The organism is Mucilaginibacter sp. RCC_168 (assembly GCF_041355315.1).
In the GTDB taxonomy this organism is placed as follows: domain Bacteria; phylum Bacteroidota; class Bacteroidia; order Sphingobacteriales; family Sphingobacteriaceae; genus Mucilaginibacter.
Window position 1 is genome coordinate 148,516 of the sequence record NZ_JBFUPN010000004.1, and the last position, 17,555, is coordinate 166,070.

The window sequence follows — 17,555 nt, forward strand, 5'->3', positions numbered from 1 at the left end:
TACCTGCGTTCTTAAACCATGCAACCCTCCCAGTATGAAAACCTTACAGCGGCACAGGCCATCGCCTATCAGCATGAATTGCGCAGGCAGATCGATCTTACGCCACTGGATAAATCCATTAAAACTATTGGCGGGGCCGATATTTCATTCAACAAATACTCAGAGGTGGTTTACGCAGGTATCGTCCTGTTCAATTATCCGGAGTTGAAAGTTATCGGCACAGCAACAGCCATCAGTAAAACCAAATTCCCTTATATATCGGGCCTGCTGGCCTTTCGCGAAGTGCCCGCCCTGCTGGAAGCCTGGAACAAACTGGAAATAAAACCCGATCTGATGGTTTTGGACGGACAGGGCATAGCGCACGAACGCCGCACCGGCATTGCCACACATTTCGGCCTTATTACCAATACACCATCCATAGGCAGTGCCAAAAGCCGTCTTACGGGGCGCTATGACGAGCCCGGTAACCATCCATTTGACCAAAGTTCCATGTATGATAAAGGCGAAGTGATTGGCATTGCCCTGCGCAGCAAAGCCAACTGTAATCCCATCTATATTTCGCCCGGCTACCGGGTGAGCATAGAGCAAAGTGTGGATATCATCAAAAACTGCATCCGAGGTTATCGCATCCCCGAACCTACACGCCAGGCACACCTGCTGGTAAATAAAATACGCGTTGATGACGGCGGCAACAATAATCGGCAGATTAATCTGTTTGATTAGCTGTTACCTATCTATTATCGCATTGAAACGTTTAAGCATCATTACCTTCCAGTTTTACCGGTTGCTTCTGCTGTATAATATAGCGTTCACCGTACTGGCGCTGTTTCTTTTAATTTTCAATGCAGGAACTATTAACCCCGGAGCAACTGTACTTTTATTAATACCTGCCAAAATTATAGGGTTCATGTGTGCATTAGCCCTTCATTATTTTTCGGCTAAAGAGAACTACTTTTATTTCCGCAATGCCGGTTATGGTATGAAGCGTATGTTCATCAGTGCTTTTGTCATTGATCTTTCTGTCTGTGTATTATTGATCATCTTATTCAAAATCATATTATATGCAGCCCTTCACCTTAAAGGTTGACAGCGTTCAGCTGGAATTTAATGGCAGGATGATCCTGCAAGATGTTTACCTCGACTGTAAGCAGGGTGAGATCATTGGTCTGTTGGGCCGTAATGGTTGCGGAAAATCATCCCTGTTGCGTATCATATTCGGAATTTTAACACCTGGCTTTAAGTATGTAAGTATCAATGATCAGTACATAGCTAAAGGCTATCGCCATACCCGGATAGCTTATCTACCACAGCATAATTACCTGCCGCACGGCATTTCGATAGAAAAACTGGCCAAAAATTTTATCGATCCCTTTTTCTGGGATGAGTTTAGCAGTTTGGATATATACAAGGATCATTTCAACAAAACCGTCGGGCAATTATCTGGTGGTGAACTGCGGCAACTGGAAACCCTGATGATAATTTACAACAAAGCCGATTTTATTTTACTGGATGAACCTTTCACACACATCTCGCCCATACAGGCCGAACAGTTCAAACCCATCATCAAAAGATGCGCCCAACACAAAGGTTTTATTATTACCGACCACCAATACCGCAACATTATTGATGTAAGTGACCGGATCATCCTCATCAGAGATGGCAGCACCAAACACGTTAAAAGCAAAGATGATCTGATCACCTGGGGTTACGTGAGTCATTTAGATTAGCGTTCTTAGAATAATTCAATTGCTGCACGGTGTCGACTCACCCCGCCTACGCTTCGCTGGGCGACCCTCTCTCCCGCTTTGCGGCAAAGAGGGCTGGGAAATTCTTTTTCAAGTCCCTCTTTACACCGAAGGTGAAGAGAGGGATGTCGAGCGAAGCGATGACAGGGTGAGTCGGCACCGCGCGACAATTTGATTTACATTCCCATGATTTAATATTCACATAATAAAAAAGTAATTTAGCTTCATTAGAATATCAATTATGACCATTCCCATATACCAGGCCGACGCGTTTACCGATAAATTATTTGGCGGCAATCCCGCGGCTATTTGTCCGCTTACCGAGTGGCTGCCCGATGATGTGATGCAAAAAATAGCCATCGAAAATAACCTGGCCGAAACCGCTTTTTTCGTAAAAACCGCTACCGGTTACAAACTGCGCTGGTTTACCCCCGAATATGAAATTGATCTTTGCGGTCATGCCACCCTGGCATCGGCACATATACTGTTTACCGAACTGGGCTTTGCGGGCGATACCCTGCAATTTGAAACCGTAAAAGCGGGCACATTAACCGTAAAAAAAGACGGCGATAAATACACCATGGATTTCCCCTCCAGGCCGCCTATACCCATTGAACAACCCATGGGATTGGCCGAAGCCCTGGGCGATAAGCAACCAGTAGCCTTTCTAAGGTCGAGGGATTATTTCCTGGTTTATGAAAGCGAGCAGGATATCAAAGATATTACCCCTGATTTTTTTGCCTTATCAAAAATGGATACCGTTGGCGTTATTGTAACCGCTCGCGGTGACAATGCCGATTTTGTATCCCGGTTCTTCGCACCCGGCGCAGGTATACCAGAAGATCCGGTAACAGGATCGGCACATTGCAACCTGATACCTTACTGGGCAAAAATATTGGGCAAGAACAACCTGCACGCCTACCAGATCTCGGCCCGCCGCGGCGAACTCTGGTGCGAACTTAAAGGCGACCGTGTACAAATGAGCGGCAAAGCCGTAACTTACTTAAAAGGCGAGATCAGGATTATTCATTAGTTCATTAGTTCATTAGTTCATTAGGAAAACTTAGTAACGCTGAAAAGTTTTAGTTTTTTCCTTCCCCGTCAGCAGAACAGCTTCGGGCGAAAGCGGGCAGAACGATGGTGGCATGTGCGGTTGCGGGGACATAGCAAGTTTTTGCTGAAGCGTAGGAAAACGCGCGAACGAAGTAGGGCAAAATAATTGCAGTTCGTGGTTTTGACTGATTTGCAGGGCAAAGGCCATGAGCGCAAAGAAGCATTTCTGGTGACAGCCTTTTTGGTTACTTTTGTGGCGACAAAAGTAACTGGCCCTCCCGCGGCCAAGAGCGGGTATGCGCCATGTAGAACCGCCCTATACTACAACGAAATTGCTTCGTACTCCGCTAAACTACATCCTCAAAAAAAGTTTAATAAAATCATTTTTTTATGATTACTTTGAAGGTTCGATCTTTTATACGGACACAATAATATAAATGCAGCTTACCCGCTTAGAAATCAAGGGCTTTAAAAGTTTTGGAGATAAGATCACCATTAATTTTAATGAGGGTGTAACTGCTATTGTGGGACCAAATGGCTGTGGAAAATCAAATGTAGTCGACTCCATACGCTGGGTTTTGGGCGAACAAAGCACCCGGATGCTCCGTTCCGAGAAGATGGACAACGTTATTTTTAACGGAACCAAGAGTCGGAAGTCGGCCAACCTGGCCGAGGTTTCCCTCACCTTTGATAATACCAAGAACGTACTGCCTACCGATTACTCGCAGGTTACCCTAACCCGCAAGCTTTACCGCACCGGCGAAAGCGAGTACCGCCTGAATGATGTACAGTGCCGCTTGAAAGATATTACCGATCTGTTCCTGGATACGGGTATCGGGTCCGACTCCTACTCTATCATCGAGTTAAGGATGATCGACGAGATCATTACCAATAAGGAAGGCTCGCGCCGTAATCTGTTCGAAGAGGCGTCTGGCATATCCAAATACAAGCTCCGCAAAAAGCAAACTTTTAGTAAGCTTAAAGACACCGAGGCCGACCTGGAACGCGTGGAAGACCTGCTGTTCGAGATCGAAAAGAACCTGAAATCGCTGGAGAACCAGGCAAAAAAAACCGAGCGCTATTACCGCATCAAGGAGCAGTATAAAACGCTCAGCATTATGCTGGCCTCGTTCCGCATTGTATCGTTCAGCGAATCGTTAAAGAAAATTGAAGACCAGGAGCAACAGCAGAAAGCCGAAAAAGGCGGTATCGTTGCCCAAATAGATACTTTAGAGGCCGCCCTGCAGCAGCAAAAGCTGGATAGCATCACTAAAGAAAAAAACCTGTCGGTTCAGCAAAAAACCACCAATGAGTTTGTGTCCAAGATCCGCGCTTATGAGAGCGAGAAAAAGATCAAGAACGAGCAGCTTAAATTTCAGCAAGATAAAGAAGCTCGTTTAAGTGAAGAACTGGAACGCGATAAGAACCAGCTGAACCACGTACTATACAACATCAAGCGCCTGAGCGAAGAGAAGGCTATCGAGGACGAGAACCTGCAGGCCATCCAAAGCAAGGTAACCGACCTCAAAGAGGCGGTTGACGAACTGCGGCAGCAGCAAACCGAGGCCCGTAACGAGCTTAATGAGCTCACTAATATCAATACCCGGTTACAAAACCAGGCGTATAAAGCCGAAAAGGATATTGATATTTTACAGATCCAGCAGCAGGCCCTGGAGCAGGAAAGCCAGCGCAATATGGAGGATACCACCAACAAAGAGGTGGAACTTTCGCATTTTAACCAGGTTGTTGCCGAGCTGCAAGCCCGCAAGGAAACGCTTGATGATGAATACCAGGCATCGCTGGAGGCTGAAAATAAGTTAAAGGAGCAGATCACGGTAACGGAAACCGAACTTACTGAGATAAAGGATACCATTATTAAGGAAAGCCGCAAACTCGACGCCAAACAAAACGAATATAACCTTACCAAAAGTATGGTCGACAACCTGGAAGGTTTCCCGGAGTCGATCCGCTTTTTGAAAAAAAATACCGATTGGGCCAAAAATGCGCCGCTGTTCAGCGATGTACTGTTTTGCCGCGAGGAGTTCCGTGTAGCCATCGAAAACTATCTGGAACCACTGATGAACCATTATGTGGTTGAAAGTTATGACGAGGCTATAAAGGCCATCAATTTACTCAGCACCGCGTCAAGGGGAAGGGCACATTTTTTTATCCTCGAAAATTACAGCGAAACCACACCAACCGAGCCAGCGTTTGAAAATGCCGGCGCAGTATCGGCACTCAAGGTAATTGAGGTAGATAAACGGTATACCAACCTGTGTAACCATTTATTAAAAAATGTGTACCTGGTTGATGACGATAAGGACCAACAGATCAACAATGCACAGCTCCCCGAGGGCGTGGTATTGATCGGCAAAAGCGGCAAGTTCAACAAATCAAAATATACCATGGCCGGTGGCTCGGTAGGTTTGTTTGAGGGTAAAAGGATTGGCCGGGCTAAAAATCTCGAGAACCTGGCCAAGGAGATCAAAGGGATCGAGAACCAGGTGAATGGCTTAAAAACCCGCGTTGATGATCTGCAGAGCAAACTGGCGGCCCTCAAGGCATCCACCAAAACAGCGGAGTTGAATGAGCAGCAATTGATCATCAACCGCTTAAATACGGAGCTTATTACGGTTAAAACCCGGCAGGAGCAATACCAGACCTTTATTGAAAACAGTCTGAACCGCAAGGAGGATATCGCCCGTAAAATAGCCACTATTACCGAGGAGATGCAGAACCTACACCCCCTGCTGGCCGAACTTAAAACACAAAAACAGATCCAGAACGACCTGCTGGTTGAAAAACAAGCCGCTTTTAATGAGCTGAATGAATATGTATCGGTGCAATCAAATGCTTACAACCAGGAGAACATCCGGTTTCATCAGCAGCAAAATAAGGTATCCGGTTTAGTAAAAGATCTGGATTATCGCGATACCCAGCAGGAAAGCCTGGAAGCACGCATCAGGCAGAACAGCGCCGAATTTGAAAACGTAAAAATAGCCATACAGGAAAACCTGAAACAGGCCGACAATTCCGATGAAGGCCTGCTGGAAATGTATGAGCAAAAAGAAGCCCTGGAAAAAGCCACCCAACAAGCCGAACAGGAATATTACCAATGGCGCGGCGTTATTACCGAGAACGAGAATGAAATAACTGCCCTGCGTCGTAAAAAAGATAACAGCGAGGTTATTGAGAACGAGCTGCGGGAAGAGCGCAACAACCTGAAATTGGAACTGAACGCCCTGAAAGAGCGACTTTCGGTAGAGTTTAACATCGATATTGAGGACCTTCCCGAAACCGAAACCCCGGCAGACGAAAATGAACAGGACCTGCGCGAACGGGCCGAAAAACTTAAACGCCAGCTGGATGATTTCGGCGCCATCAACCCTATGGCGGTGGAGGCTTATAACGAAATGAATGAGCGTTATACCTTCATCCAGGCGCAAAAAAAGGATCTGAGCGAAGCTAAGGCATCTTTACTGGCCACCATACAGGAGATTGATGATACCGCCAAAGAAAAGTTCATGACGGCCTTTATTATGGTGCGCGAAAATTTCATTAAGGTATTCCGTTCGCTGTTTAATGAGGAGGATTCCTGCGATCTGGTGCTTACCGACCCAGATCATCCGCTGGAATCTGACATCGATATTATTGCCAAGCCAAAAGGTAAACGCCCGCTGTCTATCAACCAGCTATCTGGTGGCGAAAAAACACTCACCGCAACGGCTATCCTGTTTTCGCTTTACCTGTTGAAGCCAGCCCCTTTCTGTATTTTTGATGAGGTTGACGCGCCGTTGGATGATACCAATATTGACAAGTTCAATAACATTATCCGTACTTTCTCCAAAGATTCGCAGTTCATCATCGTATCCCATAACAAAAGAACCATAGCCAGCACCGATGTAATTTACGGGGTGACGATGGTTGAACAAGGTATCTCGCGCGTGGTTCCCGTTGACCTCCGGGAATTGGCCGATTGATTTTTAACTTACTTTTAGAAGGTGTGCGCTGTTCGAAGTCTCTGACTTCGAACGAATATGTCTGTAGTCTTCAGACTACAAGGAGCTTTTACCGCACAACATCTGAAATTCCCATACTCCAACCAAGACTATTGTCTTTAATAGGCTATTGATACCGAACAAATCTGTCATCGATTTAACATTTCTTAGTAATTATCCTGAAATGATGGAAACATTTCCAGATACCTCGGCTTTAACTTTATAGAACGATAACTTAAATTTCTGTTTATGAAAAAAATTGCAATTTATGGCTTTGGACGTATTGGCCGCCAATTGTTACGGATTGGACTCGACCGGAATCTTTTTGTTCCGTCTGCGGTTGCCGATGTGAAAGATCTGAAAACACTTACCGCCTTATTCAGCGTCGATACCAATTATGGACACTGGAAAGGCAAGGCAGCTTCTAATAATAACGGTTTTGTATTGAATGACCACGAAATAGCTTATGTGGATTCCGCGGCGGGTGTACCTGACTGGGAATCTTTAAACGTCGACTTGGTGGTGGATTGCTCAGGTCGCGCAACCAAAAGGGAAGGCGCACAGGCTCATTTGGATAAAGGCGCAAAATATGTCCTGGTTAGCGCACCCAGCAAATCGCTGGCCGACTGCGATGCTGTTCTTTTGAAAGGCATCAACCTGGATCATTTCGATGCAGAAAAACATCATATCGTTAGCATGGGGAGTTGCACCACCAATGCACTGGCTGCGCCAATCAAGGTTATACGCGAGGCATTCGGTATTGAATATGGCTTGTTCTCAACTGTTCACTCTTATACAAACTCTCAATCGTTAACCGATCAGCCCATGAAGGATCGTCGCGACTCCTGGGCAGCTGCTGAAAACATTATACCCTCTTCTTCAGGGGCGGCGAAAGCCCTCCAATTCATTTGGAATGATCTCAAGGTGACCGGCAAAGCCTACCGCGTTCCGACAAGGACGGGGAGTATTGCCGAATTGAATCTGATCACAACGAAGCCCTGTACCGTGGAAGAGGTAAATGATGCGTTTCGCAAAGCATCAGCCGAAGGAGAACTGCACGGAGTGCTGGATGTGCTCGAAGATGAATGGTCATCAGCAAGGATAGTTGGAGACACCCACTCTGCCATAATGGACCTTCCATTGACAATCAAACAGGGAGATCTGCTCTCCATCGCCTCATGGTATGACAATGAATGGGGATTTAGCAACAGGCTGGCGGAAGTAACGCAATTTATTGCCTCGAAAATTTAAAAATGTTTAAGCATAAGAAGGAGCAACCGATTTATTGGTTGCTCCTTCTCTGTATACCACAGCTCTTTTATTTCCTTCCTTTTAACGTCAGGAACATCGAGCTCTTACGGGACGACTGTTTGTTTACCGAAAGTAATCTCCGCTGATAATCGCTCATCGTTATGGCATTGGTAGCCAGGCTTTGAACCTTTAATGTGGTACTTGACGGATAAATTCCATTTTCAATATAACCCAGGGCGTTGGCCAATAAAGTTTCATTGGTATCACCAAAATCATTCTGAATATTTTCTAAGATCCTTTTACCCTGGAAGGTTCCACCGCCTGATAAGCTGCCCACAGGCGGTATACCGGTATAATAACCGCCTTCGCCATTTGAATTTTTTGTTTCAAACTCTGGCGTATAAAAATAATACCCGTTAACCTTAAGATCTGACAGAAAGCCTACTGGTTTACCAAAAGTGGTATCACCTACTAACTGAACATTCATTTTAGGCCTCAGATTATTGATGGTAAGCTCACTGGCCGATGCCGTATTACCCGTTACTAAAAAGAAAACGCGATTTACGCTTAAAGGTCCTTTTTTATCAAATTTTTCTATCTGTGCCGCATTGGTCGGCTTAAAATATCCGGTAGAAAACGGGCCTAATTTTTTTTGGATAATGGGATATTTATCATTCTGCATATTGGCTGTCCAATAAGTAGTATTCATTACGCTGCCGGTTACGCTTGCCGGTGCTATAAGGTTGGTGAGGTAAACGCTCATATCTACATCACCCCCACCGTTATAGCGTAGGTCGATGATTAGGTCGGTCACATTTTTATTCTTAAAAGCATTAAAAACAGAATCAAGCCTGGCCTGTACATCTGGATTTTTTTCCAAAGTTACAAAACTGTTAAACACCATATAGCCGGCTGTTTTACCACCACTAAGCGCATAGGTATTGGTATAAACAATTGGGTTAACCGTATAACTTTTGGCATTTATAGTAACCGTTTTCTCGGTACCGTTTGCCTTACGGATCTGAAGCGTTATGGTGCTGCCATTATTAACCGCGTTACTTACAAATTTGTAGCCCGCATCATTTGCCGGGTCTTTAAGATTAGTAATGTAGATACTATTACCTGTTTGGCCGTTAATGCCAGTTATCTGATCGCTACGTTGCAATCCAGCCACAGCCGCCGGCGAACCCGGATAAACCAGGCTTACCCTGATCACATTAGCGTATGTATAAAAGTAATTGAAACCAAAATCACCTTTTACAGCATTTAACTCGCCGTTAATAGTACCATCATCAATAAATGAATATTTGGAGCTGCCTGGATTGAAAGGATCGTATTCATAAGGCAGGTTATGATCCGCAGCGTTTGCCGATAACTGGGTATAATGATCAATTTCGTCGCCAAAATTAAGCAGATCCGTGCTCTGCTTGGTATATTTCCTTGGATTAAAATCATTATAGGAGGGCAAAGAACTATTCCAGTAATAATCTTCCTGGGCTATCATATAAATGGAGTCCTGGGTAAGTTGAAACTTGGTATTATCGGTAGGTTTATTGTTATCGGGACTGCTTTTTTTACAAGCCGAAACAACCATTATGCAGGAAAAAAGTATTGGGTAAAATAATTTTTTCATATAGGATCAGTTTATTTAAATGCTTAACGCCATATAACCAACTATGTTACATTGGTTTTATAAAAATTTATCGATATTGATAGAATCTATTCCTACTACTTCGGCACACATCCGGTCAACTTCAGAGTTTTCGATCATCACAATATCCCTTCTTTGTAAATTATGGTCTTGCATAAGCAGGTGAAAAACGTCTGGTTCGGGTTTTAAGGCAGTTTCTTCGGCAAAATAGCAGGCCAGGTACTTTTCCAACCCATGCCATTCTGTTTGTTTAATTTTATTTATCTGCTGCGAAATGTGTCCGTTGGTTACGATAAACAGTTTTTTACGATCAACAACGATTTCCTGCATCAGCGTCAATATATTCTGATACAACAACAGCTTCAAAGGCAGCTTGGCCGTAACCAGCAGATTTTCAAATTTGTCCCTGTACTTTTCAACAATCGGGAAAGCTTCGGCCACTTTATTAAAAACCGAGTCTTTCCCTATGGATGTATACGTATTAACCATGATATCGGTTGTCTGCTTCGCGTCAACTAATTCGGTGTATTCCAGTAAATTGGCAAACAGGTAATAAACCTGATATAAATAATCTTTTTCAGGATAAAGTACATTATCCAGTTCAAAAATAAAAGCGCTCTTGCGCCCGTCGATGTCCTTATAGTTCATTGGTTCATTAGTTCATTGGTCAGGATGCGGATAATCTTGCACATCCGCATATCTGCACATTCGCGCATTACTTCTCCACCACGATCTTTATATTGTACTCATTAAATAATGTCTCGGCCTTTATTAACAGGTCAATTTCTGCCTGGCGAAACAGATAAACCGCTTCAACCCCCATATCCAGGCATAAGGTAAGCATTTCATGCGTATAACTTACTGATTTTGGATCGGGTAGGCGAATAAACTTACCCGGTTTCAGCATAAAATCGGGCAGGTCCATATGATCACCCATGATCACATTATCGCCGTTCAGCAGGTTTTTTAATTTATAAGCGGGTGCGGAGTTGGCCGCGGTTATCAGTATACTCACGTTTAAGCTAAGGGTTGTTCGGCAATTAAACCATCTTTCATTAAAATTGTACGGTCGGACAGGTTAGCCAGATCCTCGTTATGCGTAACGATCACAAAGGTTTGATTAAAATCTTTCCGTAGTTTGATGAACAATTCATGCAATTCAAGCGCGTTCACTGAGTCGAGGTTGCCCGATGGCTCATCGGCAAATATCAAGGCCGGGTTATTGATGAGCGCACGTGCTACGGCTACCCTTTGCTGTTCGCCACCTGATAGTTCATTGGGTTTGTGGTTCACCCTATCAGCCAAACTTAGGCGTTCCAACAGCTCCGTGGCTCTTTTTTCAGCGTCGGGGCGCGAAAAGCCGGCTATAAACGCGGGGATACACACATTTTCTACAGCCGTAAACTCGGCCAGTAAATGATGAAACTGGAATATAAAGCCGATTTTACGGTTCCGAAAATCACTCAGCTGCCGATTGCTCAGCTTGCTTAGTTCAATATTATTGATAAACAGCTGACCAGAATCGGGCCTGTCCAGCGTACCTAAAATATTAAGCAATGAACTTTTACCCGCACCGGATGCGCCAACAATGGTTACAATTTCGCCCTGCTGTACCTCCAGGTCAACCCCTTTTAATATTTGCAGCTGCCCGTATGATTTGTGGATAGATGTAGCTTTAAGCATTTTACAAATGTAGAATTAGTATCAAGTAGTTAGTATCAAGTATCAAGATTTTTTACAAAGGAATTCAAATCTAACAACTGATATATAGAAAAACGGTCGGGATACTTGATACTAACTACTTGATACTTCCCCCTATTGTAAAGACAATGTTAATAAAAGTATTAAGGGTAAATAAACTCCATTTAGGGTATTAACCTTTCAAACAAAATTGTAGCTTTACCGCAAATTCTTCAAAAAACATGAATATTCACGAATATCAGGGTAAAGCTATATTAAAGAGCTTTGGCGTTAGAGTTCAGGAAGGCATTGTTGCCGACAATCCTGAAGAGGCTGTTGCGGCTGCGCAAAAAATGAAGGAAGACTTTGGGTCTGACTGGGTAGTTATAAAAGCACAAATACATGCCGGTGGCCGTGGAAAAGGCGGCGGCGTAAAAGTGGCCAAAAACCACGATCAGGTTAAAGAGATCGCCGGTAATATTATAGGTATGCAACTGGTTACTCCGCAAACCGGACCAGAAGGTAAAAAAGTAAAAAAGGTTTTAGTAGCACAGGATGTTTACTACCCGGGCGAAAGTGAAACAAAAGAGTTTTACATGAGCGTATTGCTTGATCGCGCTAAAGGTCGTAACATTATCATGTACAGCACCGAAGGTGGTATGGACATTGAAGAAGTTGCGCACTCAACCCCCGAATTAATATTTAAAGAAGAAATTGATCCTAAAGTTGGTCTGCAGCCATTCCAGGCGCGCAAAATCGCGTTTAACCTGGGTGTAAGCGGCGATGCTTTTAAGGATATGGTAAAATTCATCACCGCTTTATACAAAGCTTATGATGCTACCGATTCTTCACAATTTGAAATTAACCCGGTATTAAAAACATCCGACAATAAAATTTTAGCGGTTGATGCTAAGGTGAACCTGGATGATAACGCATTATACCGTCACCCGGATTACGCTGCTATGCGCGATACCGACGAGGAAGACCCAACCGAAGTAGAAGCCGGTAAATCAAACCTTAACTATGTAAAACTCGATGGTAACGTGGGTTGTATGGTTAACGGTGCCGGTTTAGCCATGGCTACCATGGACATCATTAAACTGGCCGGTGGCGAGCCTGCTAACTTTTTGGACGTAGGCGGTACCGCTAACGCGCAAACTGTTAAAGCTGGTTTTAACATCATCCTGAGCGACCCGAACGTGAAAGCTATCCTGATCAATATTTTTGGTGGTATAGTACGTTGCGACCGTGTGGCACAAGGTGTTATTGACGCTTATAAAGAAATTGGCAACATCCCTGTACCTATCATCGTTCGTTTGCAAGGCACCAACGCTGCCGAAGCCAAAGCACTGATCGATAATTCGGGTTTGAAAGTATACTCAGCTATCCTGTTAAAAGAAGCTGCCGAAAGAGTAAAAGAAGTATTGGCTTTGTAATTAAAGCTGGTATTTGATAAAACAGCGATGGGCAAAACCCATCGCTGTTTTTATTTCGTGTTCCTAATAGGATAAAACAAGAAAACCTGCTTTTGGTAAAAGCAGGTTTTTCTTTATGGTATTAATTTAGTTTTGTTCTCTTTTATATCTCGAATGAGAAGTCATCATCGGCGCCGGCAGTTTTGGCCACTTCAGAGCCTTCGCTGTATTCGTAGCGTTTTTCAACTACTTCCTGATTCGCTTTGATATACTCAACGGTTTCTTTTAAACCCTCGGCAAATTTTTCGAAGTCTTCTTTGTATAAAAATATTTTGTGCTTAATAAAAACACCATCCTCCAAACGTTTTTTGCTTTCAGTTATTGTAACATAATAATCGTTTGAACGGGTTGCTTTCACATCAAAAAAATAAGTCCTCTTCCCGGCTCTCACCTTCTTTGAAAAAACCTCTTCTCGCTCTCTATTGTCAAAATCTCCCATAATGAATATACCTGTAATTAGTTTTGGTTGGCATAAATATAAATCAAAATTTGAAAGTGCAAGTATTTTATTCAATTTTATTGAACTTTTTGAAACATTTTCGTCATTTTATTGTGTTTACGCAAAAAAATCAGGCGTCTTGTTCTTCTTCCAGCAATTGTTTTTCGTACAACTCAAAGTAGGTGCCTTTCAATTGCATCAGGTGATCGTGGTTGCCGTGTTCAATAATCCGGCCATTATCCATTACCAGAATTTTGTCGGCATTTTTAATGGTTGATATGCGGTGAGCTATAATAATACTGGTTTTGTTTTGCATTACCCTACCCAAATTGTTTAATATCTCCTCCTCGGTACGGGTATCTACTGCCGAGAGGCAATCGTCAAAGATCAATATCTGCGGGTGCTTAAAAATTGCACGGGCTATGGATACACGCTGCTTTTGCCCGCCTGATAAAGTTACACCGCGCTCCCCTATCAGGGTTTCAAAGCCCTGCTCCAGTTCTACGATATTATCATATACCGCGGCATCTTTAGCGGCCTGTTCTACCAATGGCAGATTAAGCACATCGGCGCTAAACGCGATGTTATTGGCAATGGTATCCGAAAACAGGAAAACCTCCTGCGGCACAAAGCCAACCTGCGAACGATAACTTTCCAGGTTCAGTTGTTTTACCGGGTTACCATCGATAGTAATTTCTCCGGTCGTAGTATCATACATACGCATTACCAAATTGGCGATAGTTGATTTCCCGGACCCTGTACGACCGATAATAGCCACCATTTGCCCTGGCTCCACCGTAAACGACACATCTTTTAAAGCTTCTATGCCCGTATCGGGATAAGTAAATGACACATGGTTAAACGCGATGGCCCCTTCAACGGTATGCGCCGGCATATCAGGCGATATGATCTCAGGCTTTTCATGCAAAAATTCATTGATACGCTTTTGTGAGGCCGCAGCACGTTGAATTAATGATGTTACCCAGCCCAGTGATATTACCGGCATAGAAAGCATGTTCAGGTATACAATAAACTCCGCTATGTTGCCAGAAGTAATATTTCCTTTCATCACCTCAACCCCGCCAACATAAATAGTGATCACGGTACTTAAACCTACCAGCAACAGCATAGCTGGATAAAACATAGCCTGTACCTTAACCAGGTCCATAGAGTGTGTCTTGTAGTTTTCGCTCTCGGCGGCAAAATTCTTGCGTACAAAGCCCTCCCGCACGTACGATTTGATAACCCGGATACCCGAAAAATTCTCCTGCACAAAACTCGACAAGGCCGATAGCCGCTCCTGGATCTGCTCGCTGCGCTGATTGATCACATTATTTACATAATATATAACGCCCGCCAGTATGGGTAAAGGTAATACGGAAAGAATGGCCAGCCTTACATTCACGGTAAGCATGGCATATATCACCAATACAAACAGTACCACCGTATTAACGGTGTACATAATGCCTGGCCCCAGGTACATACGCACCCGGCTCACATCTTCGGTAACGCGGTTCATCAGATCGCCGGTATTGTGACGGCGGTAAAAAGCCAGGGAAAGTTTTTGGTAATGATGATAGATCTCGTTCTTCAGATCATACTCGATATGCCGCGACATCAGGATAATGGTTTGCCGCATAAAAAACAGAAACAAACCGCGTAAAAGCGCCAGCACCAATACCAGCACGCCAAAAAGCATCAGGCTGCTGCCAAAAATATCATAGATCATGTTTTGCCTGTTAAAACCGGCAAAAAGCTGGTAGGCTCCAATGTTTTCGGTCACCAGGTCAAACGCCACCCTGATCACCTGCGCCGGCAGCACCGCGAAAATGTTAGAGATGATCACAAACAGCACACCGGGTATCAGCCGCCAGCGATATTTGTAAAAGAATTTATTAAGGTAAGCAAGGTCTTTCATATTTATGTTGTCCGGATAGCCGGGAAGCCGGAAAATCCGAAGGGTATCGTTGCCAGATATCCTTTAATCAAAAGTATTAAAAAGTTGGCAGAGTGGATTAACCAGAAAGTCAGTTAAAAGTCTTAAAGTGATAAAATCGCAGCCCAAAACCTGCCGGGCTTATTACTTTGCCCACTTCCCCGCTAATAAACTTTGTCAGAATAAAAAAAACCTCTACTTTTGTCCACGCCTTAAAACATTTACTATCGTATAACTAATGCCCGTTCAACAACAACCGGAATCCATATTCAATCAGCTCGACGCCTTTGGCCACAAAAAAGTTGTATTCTGCAGCGATCCGGACACGGGTTTAAAAGCCATTATAGCTATTCATGATACTACGCTGGGCCCTGCATTTGGCAGTACCCGTATGTGGAGCTACAGAACCGAGGCTGATGCGTTAAACGATGTACTGCGCCTTTCAAAAAGCATGACCTATAAATGTGCCATCGCCGGTTTGAACATGGGCGGCGGTTACTCGGTAATTATAGGCGATTCGCGCAAGGACAAATCAGAAGCACTCATGCGCAAGTTTGGCCGTTTCATCAAAAACCTGAATGGCGAATTTATCACTTCCGAAGATGTAGGCACCAGCCCGCGCGATATGGAATACATCCGCATGGAAACCGAACACGTTACCGGTATACCTGAAAGCCTGGGTGGCAGCGGCGATCCATCGCCTGTGGCTGCGCAAGGTGTTTTTCAGGGCATCAAAGCTTGTGTAAAAGAACAATTCGGCAGCGATAGCCTTACCGGCAAATCGGTTATTGTGCAGGGCGTTGGCCATGTTGGTGAACACCTGGTACGTTTGCTTCGGGATGAAAATGTAAAAGTTTATGTGAGCGATATCCAGGAAGAGCGCATTGGCCAAATAGCCAAAAGATACGGTGCCCAAGCTGTATCAAATAATAGTATATTTGATATCGATGCCGATATTTACGCGCCATGCGCTTTGGGTGGTACTATCAATACACAAACCATCAATAAGCTCAAATGCAGCATTATAGCAGGCTCGGCCAATAACCAGCTGCTTGATGAAGCCGAACATGGCGCCATGCTTTTGGAAAAAGGAATATTGTTTGCGCCCGATTATGTGATTAACGCGGGAGGTATTATCAATTGCTATTCGGAGCTGATGAGTTTTAGCAAAAAACGCACCATGCAGCTTACCGAGAACATTTACGAGGTAACACGTAATATTTTAAAACTTTCTAAATCAGAAAACATTTCTACCGTAAATGCTGCCAATAAAATAGCAGAAAAACGGATAGCGGATATTAAAAAAGTAAAATCGTCTTATTAAAATCATACTTAACCATCCGCCAGCTGACGGATCAAATCGTTCTTACACATGTTAAACAGAAGGCACCTCCGGGTAAAGGTATTACAGGCACTCTACGCGTATCATCAGTCAGATACTAAAGACGTAAGGCTACACGAAAAAAACATGCTGCATGGCATTGACCAGGTATTTGAAATGTATATCTGGATGCTATCCTTAATTTCAGAAGTGGCTAATTACGCGGCTAATGATGCCGAAGAACGCGCCAATAAACATTTGCCAACCGCTGAAGACCTGAATGCTAATCGTAAAATATTGAGCAACAGGTTTATCGTTACCCTTAATGATAACCGCGATTACCTCATCGCTTTAAAAAAATACAAAGTAGAATGGCACTTTGAGCCCGAGCTGGCCAAAACGCTGTTCATCACGCTTAAAAATTCTCCGGAATACGCCGAATACCTGGCTAAAACCGACGACACTATCCATACAGATAAAGACATCATCAAATTCATTTTCAAAAAAGTGATCCTGAAATCGTCATTAGCCGAACAGGTTTTTGAAGATAAATTTATTTTTTGGCCGGTTGACCGTGATGTATTGCAGGCTTTGATCGCTAAAACATTCAAAAACTTTGCATCAGAAGATGCCAAGCAGAACCACCTGGCCGAAATTACCGGCAACTGGATAGAGGATCGCGATTTTGTGGTAACGCTTTTTGATCAAAGCATCAGGTTTGATAAGCCTTACCAGGAACTTATAGCCGCCAAAACCCAAAACTGGGAGCCTGAGCGTATTGCTATGATGGATACCCTGCTCATGAAAATGGCTATTACCGAGTTTATTAACTTCACCTCCATCCCGGTTAAAGTAACTATTAATGAGTACCTGGAGATCTCCAAAGAGTTTAGCACTCCTAAAAGTAATTCATTTATAAACGGTATCTTAGACAAGATTTTAATTGACCTGAAAGCCGAGCAAAAAATCAAAAAAATAGGACGAGGATTAATAGAATAATATTTTA

At 43.7% G+C, this 17,555-nt stretch carries 15 protein-coding genes and 1 pseudogene; 9 read left to right on the forward strand and 7 right to left on the reverse strand.

The window, feature by feature from the left end; genetic code table 11:
- Window positions 1-18 precede the first annotated feature (18 nt).
- From nfi to AB6735_RS04800, 4 genes are all read left to right on the forward strand, one after another.
- Entirely contained in the window at window positions 19-723 is a 705-nt protein-coding gene (nfi, locus tag AB6735_RS04785; protein WP_370994705.1) for a deoxyribonuclease V, read from the forward strand.
- Window positions 724-745: 22 nt separating this feature from the next.
- Window positions 746-1,087, forward strand: a complete 342-nt coding sequence (locus AB6735_RS04790) for a hypothetical protein (protein ID WP_370994706.1) — start codon at window positions 746-748, stop codon at window positions 1,085-1,087.
- Window positions 1,062-1,727, forward strand: a complete 666-nt coding sequence (locus AB6735_RS04795; protein ID WP_370994707.1) for an ATP-binding cassette domain-containing protein — start codon at window positions 1,062-1,064, stop codon at window positions 1,725-1,727. The genes AB6735_RS04790 and AB6735_RS04795 overlap by 26 nt, the downstream gene beginning before the upstream one ends.
- Window positions 1,728-1,986: 259 nt before the next feature.
- Window positions 1,987-2,778, forward strand: coding sequence for a PhzF family phenazine biosynthesis protein (locus AB6735_RS04800; RefSeq protein WP_370994708.1), 792 nt, complete (start codon window positions 1,987-1,989; stop codon window positions 2,776-2,778).
- A gap of 30 nt (window positions 2,779-2,808) precedes the next feature.
- On the opposite strand, the gene AB6735_RS04805 is transcribed toward AB6735_RS04800, so the two are convergent.
- The gene (locus AB6735_RS04805; protein ID WP_370994709.1) at window positions 2,809-3,006 is read right to left on the reverse strand and encodes a hypothetical protein; all 198 of its coding nucleotides are present in this window, start codon (window positions 3,004-3,006) and stop codon (window positions 2,809-2,811) included.
- A gap of 229 nt (window positions 3,007-3,235) precedes the next feature.
- On the opposite strand from AB6735_RS04805, the gene smc reads away from it, so the two are divergent.
- Together smc and AB6735_RS04815 are read left to right on the forward strand one after the other, a co-directional pair.
- The gene (smc, locus tag AB6735_RS04810; protein ID WP_370994710.1) at window positions 3,236-6,778 is read left to right on the forward strand and encodes a chromosome segregation protein SMC; all 3,543 of its coding nucleotides are present in this window, start codon (window positions 3,236-3,238) and stop codon (window positions 6,776-6,778) included.
- Between the two features lie 267 nt (window positions 6,779-7,045).
- Complete coding sequence (locus AB6735_RS04815; protein ID WP_370994711.1) at window positions 7,046-8,047, forward strand: type I glyceraldehyde-3-phosphate dehydrogenase; 1,002 nt, start codon at window positions 7,046-7,048, stop codon at window positions 8,045-8,047.
- A 67-nt stretch (window positions 8,048-8,114) separates the two neighbouring features.
- On the opposite strand, the gene AB6735_RS04820 is transcribed toward AB6735_RS04815, so the two are convergent.
- The 4 genes from AB6735_RS04820 to AB6735_RS04835 all read right to left on the reverse strand — a co-directional run bounded on the left by AB6735_RS04820 (window position 8,115) and on the right by AB6735_RS04835 (window position 11,381).
- Window positions 8,115-9,680: a S41 family peptidase gene (locus tag AB6735_RS04820; RefSeq protein WP_370994712.1), complete on the reverse strand. Its 1,566-nt coding sequence runs from the start codon at window positions 9,678-9,680 to the stop codon at window positions 8,115-8,117.
- Between the two features lie 57 nt (window positions 9,681-9,737).
- Window positions 9,738-10,346, reverse strand: a complete 609-nt coding sequence (locus tag AB6735_RS04825) for an HAD family hydrolase (protein ID WP_370994713.1) — start codon at window positions 10,344-10,346, stop codon at window positions 9,738-9,740.
- Window positions 10,347-10,413: 67 nt separating this feature from the next.
- Complete coding sequence (locus tag AB6735_RS04830; protein WP_370994714.1) at window positions 10,414-10,713, reverse strand: hypothetical protein; 300 nt, start codon at window positions 10,711-10,713, stop codon at window positions 10,414-10,416.
- A 2-nt stretch (window positions 10,714-10,715) separates the two neighbouring features.
- Window positions 10,716-11,381 carry an ABC transporter ATP-binding protein gene (locus AB6735_RS04835; protein WP_370994715.1) on the reverse strand — a complete coding sequence of 222 codons (666 nt, stop codon included), beginning with the start codon at window positions 11,379-11,381 and terminating at the stop codon, window positions 10,716-10,718.
- Between the two features lie 236 nt (window positions 11,382-11,617).
- Here AB6735_RS04835 and sucC point away from each other — a divergent pair.
- A pseudogene (gene sucC, locus AB6735_RS04840) lies at window positions 11,618-12,814 on the forward strand (ADP-forming succinate--CoA ligase subunit beta); the annotation flags it as partial.
- A 142-nt stretch (window positions 12,815-12,956) separates the two neighbouring features.
- Here sucC and AB6735_RS04845 read toward each other — a convergent pair.
- Window positions 12,957-13,292 (reverse strand): DUF3276 family protein, encoded by a 336-nt coding sequence (locus tag AB6735_RS04845; protein WP_370994814.1) that lies wholly within the window; start codon window positions 13,290-13,292, stop codon window positions 12,957-12,959.
- Window positions 13,293-13,422: 130 nt separating this feature from the next.
- Window positions 13,423-15,210 (reverse strand): ABC transporter ATP-binding protein, encoded by a 1,788-nt coding sequence (locus tag AB6735_RS04850; protein WP_370994716.1) that lies wholly within the window; start codon window positions 15,208-15,210, stop codon window positions 13,423-13,425.
- 256 nt (window positions 15,211-15,466) lie between these two features.
- Here AB6735_RS04850 and AB6735_RS04855 point away from each other — a divergent pair, with 256 nt between their 5' ends.
- Together AB6735_RS04855 and AB6735_RS04860 are read left to right on the forward strand one after the other, a co-directional pair.
- Window positions 15,467-16,552: a Glu/Leu/Phe/Val dehydrogenase gene (locus AB6735_RS04855; RefSeq protein WP_370994717.1), complete on the forward strand. Its 1,086-nt coding sequence runs from the start codon at window positions 15,467-15,469 to the stop codon at window positions 16,550-16,552.
- A gap of 48 nt (window positions 16,553-16,600) precedes the next feature.
- A complete protein-coding gene (locus AB6735_RS04860) occupies window positions 16,601-17,548 on the forward strand; it encodes a transcription antitermination protein NusB (protein ID WP_370994718.1) in 948 nt (315 codons plus the stop codon).
- Window positions 17,549-17,555: the final 7 nt, after the last annotated feature.